This is a genomic window from Cellulomonas sp. P4_B5_2, assembly GCF_056402235.1.
This window is the reverse complement of record NZ_JBFUHU010000431.1, coordinates 2,481-3,001: the sequence shown is the minus strand read 5'-3', so window position 1 is coordinate 3,001 and position 521 is coordinate 2,481. Positions and strand designations below refer to the sequence as shown.

The window sequence follows — 521 nt, the reverse complement described above, 5'->3', positions numbered from 1 at the left end:
GGCCGCCGCAGCCGGGGACGTCGTCGTCGTGACGATCCCCACCAAGAACGTGAACGACGTGCCGGTCGAGCCGCTGGCCGGCAAGGTCGTCATCGACACCAACAACTACTACCCGCAGCGCGACGGCCACATCGAGTCGCTCGACAACGAGTCGACGACGGTCTCGGAGCTGCTCCAGACCCACCTGCCGGCGTCGCACGTGGTCAAGGCGTTCAACCACATCATGTTCAGCGACCTCGCGACGCAGGGTGTGCCCGCCGGCACCCCCGCGCGCCGGGCGCTGGCCGTCGCGGGCGACTCGGACGAGGCCCGGGCCGCGGTGGCCGAGCTGATCGACGAGCTCGGCTTCGACGCGGTCGACGTCGGTGCTCTCTCGGAGGGCTGGCGCTACCAGCGCGACACCGCGGCGTACGTCCAGCGGTTCGACGCCGACGGCCTGCGCGCCGCCCTGTCGAAGGCTGTGCGCTACCGCGACATGTGACGCAGAAGTACCGGACGGCCTGCGCTCCCCTCACTGCGCC

The 521-nt window shown here is 71.0% G+C and carries 1 protein-coding gene; it reads left to right on the top strand.

The window, feature by feature from the left end; all coding sequences use genetic code 11:
* The coding region (locus tag AC1DUQ_RS20645; RefSeq protein WP_477074510.1) for an NADPH-dependent F420 reductase at positions 1–481 on the top strand (481 nt) is incomplete at its 5' end.
* Between the last annotated feature and the right edge of the window lie 40 nt (positions 482–521).